The following is a 5,732-nucleotide window of genomic DNA, read 5'->3' on the forward strand; positions in this document are numbered from 1 at the left end:
TCACAGCGGCTCGGCCGCCACCGCTGGGTGGTCGAGAGAACGGTGTCCTGGCTGGCCGGCTGCCGACGCCTCCACCGGCGCTACGAACGCAAGCCGCAACGTCTTAGAGGCTCACAAGCCAGGCAAGTGACCGTCTTCGTCTCTGGTCGCCAGCGACGTAGGCGCCGCCGCCGATTACATCCAAGCCCGGCCACAGGTGCGGTCAGCCGGTCCGGCCCCGACGTGGATGGCACGATGGTGACGGTCTCCTCCGTGATCTCGTTCAGCACCCTGTAGCGCCCCACATGCATCCGCCGCAGGTCGGCAGAGCCGTACTCGGCGGTGCCCTCCGGCCTCGGCTGGCTGGCGAGTAAGTCGACGGCGTCCATCAGCCGGCGCAGGCCGTCAAGGTCGTCCTTCAGGACCGGGCGGCGGCGTCGATGGCCGTTTCATCCCAGACGATCGCGTACGTCAAGAAGCCTGCTCCAGACCGAGCCGGTCCTCACGTCTGCATGCGGGACGCTCGAGACGCTGCCGGAGGTCTGAGGAGTCGGGGACCAGACTGAAAATCTGCGAAGCGGTCGCCAGAGGTGTGCGGCACAGGTCGCACACGCCCTGGTGAGGGACGTCTGCCGTCGGCCCGTCGGTGTCAGACATGCGGCGCTTCCTTCACTGCACTCCGGCCCCGGGCACGGCCTGACATCGCAATGGCCGACCGCGGAAATCAAGGCCACCCCGGCCCAGGAAGGGGGCAGGGGTGGCCTTGACGCAAAGCGCAGATCAGCCATCCGGAGGCCACGCAGCGCCAGGGGCCGGCCACGTGCCGAGAGACATCGCGGCACGAAGCCGACCAGCCTGGCGAGCACAAGCTACGCGAAACGGTCGCAAAGTCACGGCACCGGCGAGACGCCCCGCCGCAGAGCACCCGCCTGCCTGGTTCGGTACGGACGTTGGTGCCGGGCGGCTTCACTGGGGGTCAGCGTCCGAGGGCCTTGCGCAGCTCTTCCTTGTTCATGTGGGAGCGTCCGCCGAGGTTCTTCTTTTTGGCCTCTTCATACAGCTGGTCCTTGGTGGGGCTCTGAGGTCCCTTGTGCGAGCGTTCGCCGCCGCGCTGCGAGGCGGATTTGGGGTCGCGGAGCGAGGTCTTGCTCGCCTGCTTCGCCTCGCCCGAGCGGGCGCGCTCCTTGTTGACAGTGCGCGCGGCGATTTCCTCCGCCCGCCCCTCTGAGGTGCCTCGTTCCTTGGCGCCTTCCTTGATGTGCTCGTACTGCTGCTCTCGCTTCTTGCTCGACCCTGCAGGCATTGCCAGCTCCTTGATGAGTGGTGTTGCTACCGGCGTTTGCCTGACGTCCCGGTCAGACAAACGCCGGGGCCGGAATGCGGCCACTTCCACTTCACGCCCTACCGCTGCGGCGCGCGACATGAGCGAGCCAGCCAGGCAGGTCCGTGGAGCTTGTGTCCGGGCACCTGCCGCGTACTCCTGGGGCCACCCGCACGCGCCTGGGGTGTCTCACCTGGCGCATGGGTCGCCCAATGGCGGGCATCCGCTGCCGTGATGTGACGTTCCAAGGCGAAAGGAGCCGACTGTGTTGCTGGCCCACCCTGCGGTTCTGCGAGACCTCGTTGAGCAGTACGAGACTCTTCAACTGCTGCGCGCTCAGGAAGGCAGTGAGCTGGTGTGTCAGCGCATGGACGATGTCTCCTACACCCTGTGCATCTCCACCGGCACACGTGACGTCGACACAGCCCTGATCGCCGCACGCCGCCGCCTTCCCGGAGCACGCGTCGAGGACGATTCCCTGCTCGCAGGCTGAGCGCGCAGCCTTGCGGCGCCGCGCGTGGCGAGCTTGGCTTCAGTCGGTGGAGAGGGCTTCAAGGAGGTCGCCCACCTGTGGGTCGGGCAGAGCGCGGGCGACATCGGCCAGGGCAACCATGCCGATCAGGCGGTGGCCGTCGATAACGGGCAGCCGGCGGACCTTGTGGCGGGCCATCGTCGCGAAGATTTCGTCCGCGTCATCGTCGGCCCCGATGGTCACCGCCTCGCCCTGGGCGAGCTCACCGGCTCTGGTCTGCTGCGGATCACGCCCCTTGCCCAGGACCTTGACGGTGATGTCGCGGTCGGTCAGCACGCCCTTGAGCTTGTCGTCACTGCCGCAAATCGGCAGAGCACCCACGCCCATCTCGGTGAGCTTGCGAGCAGCGTCCGAGACGCTGCCCTGGGCGCCGATGCATTCGGCGCCGGGAGTCATGAGGTCGCGTGCAACGGTCATGTGCGTGTCGCCTCTCGTGAAGGGCGGGGTTATTGGCCGCGGCCGGTGACGTAGTCGCGTGCGCGGTCGGCCAGGCCCAGGCCAGGAGCCAGGAGCTTGCTGATCGCCGGGTTGTCCGGGGTGCTGGGGTGTGGGCGGGTGGGGGCGGTCTTCTTCGCCTCGCGGATCTTTTCACCCAGGCTCTCCAGGACATAGCCGTGGGCGCCTTCACGCAGTTGCGGGAAGAGGTTGTGTTCCTCGTCGGCAACGTGGGCGGTGACTTCGGTGCGCAGTTCACGAACGAGCCGGTCGAAGTCCGTGTCGTCGGCGTCGCGACCCTCCAGCTCCTTGAGGAGGGCTTCGACGCGGGCGTGGTCGGCGATCTCCCTGTCCGCGATGGCGTCGCCTCCGTCCAGGTGCTCGCGCACAGCGGGGTAGAGGTACTGCTCCTCGGCCACCGAGTGCCGCACCAGCTCGATTGTCAGCGCATCAGCCAGCTGCTTGCGGCGCTCACTGCCCGGCAGCGCGTTGTCCAGCTGCTCGAACAGCTCGTCCACTTCGCGGTGGTCGGTGGTCAGCTCCGCGATGACGTCTCCGCCGTGGCCCATGTCTCTCGCCTTCCGCTCCGGGGCAATCGTCGAGAAACTGCTCCCCCCGACGCGGTCGTGGGTAACGGCATGGCCTGCAATTCCGCCCGATGCCGCTCGCGGTGCCTCAGCGGCCGCGCGAAGACCGGCTCTCCGCCCGGGCCCGCCGGTGGGAGAAGGACAGGCTTCGGCTGGGGGGAGGAGCGGGGCCGGACGCCGTCGCTCGCGCTCAGATCGGCGGGCGGGCCTTCGGTGAGATGGGCTGCGGCGCGACCGTCCTGGTGGTGCGCCGCAGCCCGGTGCGCCCATGACCAGGCTGCACGGCGAATGTAGTGCCGCGGGCGCGGTTCGGCGACGTGGCAGGGGCCGTCGGTGTGCGCCGGCACGGCGTCAGCCGGAGGCCTAGGGGCGCGAGTCTGGTGCGGTGGCTCCGGTCACCCGCCGGGCTGCGGGGCGGGTGCGGCCGCCCGACGACTCCAGCGTTCTCCCGTCGCGGTTTTGAATGCGTTCAGACTCGGCAGGCAGCGGGCCGGCCCGACGTCCAGGTGCTCCCGAGGCCGGCTTCTGCGTAGAGCTCGACGATGTAGTGGCTGTGGTCACGAGGGACTGCGCGGCGTGGTCGAGAAGTCCGGCGGGCAGACCGTCGTGCCGGTGCCCTCGATCACTTTCACCGACATGTCGTGCCTCCGCGCACCGGGGCTTTGTGGTCAGTCGGTGGGGTGCGCCGGGTCCTTCAGCGTCCAGGTGCTGCCGGAGCAGCCCTGCGGGTGGGGCGGGAACCGGTGTCCCTTCACGTCCGTGCTCCAGTGGTGGGCCTGTCCGCAGTCGCATTCGTAGATGCCGCAGTCGGGAACTACCTCGCCGGGCCGGCAGGTGCCTTGCTCGCTCATGTCTCCTGTCTACGCCCGGCGCGACTGGGCGCGTCGCTGCCTCGTCTGAAGGCTGGGACATGAGCAAGCCCGGCTGGCCGGACGGGCCAGCCGGGCGGCTTGGTGGGCGTCGGCGCGTAGCGCGCGACGGGCCTGTCAGTGGCGTCCGTGGGCAGAACTCGAGGCGCCGCCGAACAGGCGGGCCACCGCTCGGAACGGGAGTGTCACCACAGTAGCGATCGCTCCACCGATGGACCGAAGAACATCAGCGATTGCACTCAGCATGGTGGACCTCCGTCTCCTCCAGCGCTGTGCGCCGGATCTGGCTTGCCGCTGCACGGCTGATCCCTGGGCAGGTGCCCCGCGGCCAGCTGAGGAAACAGACCGGTGCACCCCCGGCCGGTGGCGTGGACGCTCCCAGAATCGAACGTGTGAACGAATTTTCTCCGGACCTGCCGCGCTTGCACGCGCTCGAGACGGCTGCTGATCCAGCTCGACGGCGTGCGCAGGCGTATCGCGGAGGTCGAGGAGCGGGAGGCGTCCCAGCCGGTCACGGCGCCGCCGACGGCACAGCAGGCGTTTTACCTCCAGATGGACATAGGGGCGGACCCGGCCCCCGTCGCCGTTCACGTCGGGGAGTGCCCGGTCGGCGGCAAGAGGCTGCACCGCATTGCACGGGAGGAGGCCGTCGGGGCCCTGGCCTCCGGGGTCGAGTCGTGCCTGATGCGCCTGCCGGCCCGGGAACTGCGGCCCGAGTGAGCCGCCCGTCCGGGAATGCGGACGAGCCTCACCGAGATTGCACACATCTGAAGAGAGGATCACCCCCACGACCACCCCGAGACCCGCCCCCCTGACCTGCCCCTCCGACCAGGTCGGCCGCTGCGCGCGGTGGCGTGTTAACTGCACCCTTTGTGCGTCTCGCTAGTTGGGCTCGGAGAACCGCACGAACCCTGAGTAGATAACCAGTGCCTTCTTGTCATGGCAGGAAGCGGCCATCACGAGCGAGGATGCCCGCCATGACCACCGACCAGAACCTCGCGCCACTCCGCCCGACGCACTCAGCCCCTGTCGTTTTCGGCGCCGGAGCCGCGATTGGAGTTCTGGGCGGGATGATCGGCCTGGGCGGCGCGGAGTTCCGCCTGCCCCTGCTGATCAGCATCTTCGGGTTCGCCGCCCTCTCGGCGGTCCTCCTGAACAAGGCGATGAGCCTGGTCGTGGTCCTGGTCGCGTTGCCCGCCCGGCTCGCGGCGGTCCCGGCCGCCGAGGTCGCGGCACGTTGGCCCGTCGCGGTCAACCTGCTGGCCGGCAGTCTCCTCGGCGCCTGGGCGGGAGCGAGCTGGGCGGTCCGCATGCGCTCGGCCACCCTCTACAAGGTGCTGGCCGCGCTGATGGTCGTCATGGCCGCCGCCCTGGTGGTCACCCACATCACCACCCTCGACACGCTCGCGCTGCCGCTCTGGGCCCAGATCCCTTCGGGGGTGGTGGCCGGGTTCGGCATCGGGGTGGTCGCCGCCATCATGGGCGTCGCTGGCGGCGAGCTGCTGATCCCGACGGTCGTGCTGCTGTTCGGCGAGGACATCAAGACCGCCGGAAGCCTCTCCCTGCTGGTCTCCTTGCCGACCATGCTGGTCGCGTTTGCCCGCTACAGCCGCGACGGCAGTTTCGCCGTCGTGGGTGCCAACATCCGCTTCACCACGATTATGGCCGCAGGGTCCATTGCCGGTGCAGTGCTGGGCGGACTGCTGCTGGGAGTGTTCTCGGACCTGGTCCTCATCCCCTTGCTGGCCGTCATCTTGCTGGTTTCCGCAGTCAAGCTCGCCCGGCACAACTGACACTCCCCGGGTCGAGCCTTGGCTTATTAGTGCAGAGAAGCCAGTAGCCCTGCCACCGTTCGCGCTGCCCGCCGTGTTAACTGCACCAGTGACTCCGATCCTGGAGCGAGCCGATCCATGTCCTACTGATCTTTTCGTAAGTTCGGTGGGTGTGGCGGGTGGATGGTCAGGCCGGTATGGGCGAGGAATGACCATGGCAGCTGTGGGTTGGTGTTG

Annotated in this window: 8 protein-coding genes and 1 pseudogene; 4 read left to right on the top strand and 5 right to left on the bottom strand. The window is 68.6% G+C overall.

The features are described from left to right. Nucleotides 1-93 (top strand): annotated as a pseudogene (locus ACGFZW_RS38775) (IS5/IS1182 family transposase); the annotation flags it as partial. Nucleotides 94-955: 862 nt separating this feature from the next. Here ACGFZW_RS38775 and ACGFZW_RS38780 read toward each other — a convergent pair. Beyond that, nucleotides 956-1,282, bottom strand: a complete 327-nt coding sequence (locus ACGFZW_RS38780; RefSeq protein ID WP_393898045.1) for a plasmid stabilization protein — start codon at nt 1,280-1,282, stop codon at nt 956-958. A gap of 283 nt (nt 1,283-1,565) precedes the next feature. On the opposite strand from ACGFZW_RS38780, the gene ACGFZW_RS38785 reads away from it, so the two are divergent. After that, the gene (locus tag ACGFZW_RS38785; protein ID WP_393898046.1) at nt 1,566-1,793 is read left to right on the top strand and encodes a DUF5133 domain-containing protein; all 228 of its coding nucleotides are present in this window, start codon (nt 1,566-1,568) and stop codon (nt 1,791-1,793) included. Nucleotides 1,794-1,832: 39 nt separating this feature from the next. Here the strand turns inward: ACGFZW_RS38785 and ACGFZW_RS38790 are convergent, their stop codons facing one another. From ACGFZW_RS38790 to ACGFZW_RS38805, 4 genes are all read right to left on the bottom strand, one after another. Continuing rightward, a complete protein-coding gene (locus ACGFZW_RS38790; RefSeq protein WP_393898047.1) occupies nt 1,833-2,249 on the bottom strand; it encodes a CBS domain-containing protein in 417 nt (138 codons plus the stop codon). A gap of 29 nt (nt 2,250-2,278) precedes the next feature. Further along, nucleotides 2,279-2,836, bottom strand: a complete 558-nt coding sequence (locus ACGFZW_RS38795) for a hemerythrin domain-containing protein (protein WP_393898048.1) — start codon at nt 2,834-2,836, stop codon at nt 2,279-2,281. A gap of 686 nt (nt 2,837-3,522) precedes the next feature. Continuing rightward, nucleotides 3,523-3,705 (bottom strand): hypothetical protein, encoded by a 183-nt coding sequence (locus ACGFZW_RS38800; RefSeq protein ID WP_393898049.1) that lies wholly within the window; start codon nt 3,703-3,705, stop codon nt 3,523-3,525. Between the two features lie 135 nt (nt 3,706-3,840). After that, a complete protein-coding gene (locus tag ACGFZW_RS38805) occupies nt 3,841-3,969 on the bottom strand; it encodes an LPFR motif small protein (protein ID WP_393898050.1) in 129 nt (42 codons plus the stop codon). A 216-nt stretch (nt 3,970-4,185) separates the two neighbouring features. Here ACGFZW_RS38805 and ACGFZW_RS38810 point away from each other — a divergent pair, with 216 nt between their 5' ends. Together ACGFZW_RS38810 and ACGFZW_RS38815 are read left to right on the top strand one after the other, a co-directional pair. Next, nucleotides 4,186-4,443 (top strand): DUF6233 domain-containing protein, encoded by a 258-nt coding sequence (locus ACGFZW_RS38810; RefSeq protein ID WP_393898051.1) that lies wholly within the window; start codon nt 4,186-4,188, stop codon nt 4,441-4,443. A gap of 257 nt (nt 4,444-4,700) precedes the next feature. Then, a complete protein-coding gene (locus tag ACGFZW_RS38815; protein ID WP_393898052.1) occupies nt 4,701-5,516 on the top strand; it encodes a sulfite exporter TauE/SafE family protein in 816 nt (271 codons plus the stop codon). Nucleotides 5,517-5,732: the final 216 nt, after the last annotated feature.

The organism is Streptomyces sp. NPDC048248, from assembly GCF_043201875.1.
GTDB lineage: Bacteria > Actinomycetota > Actinomycetes > Streptomycetales > Streptomycetaceae > Streptomyces.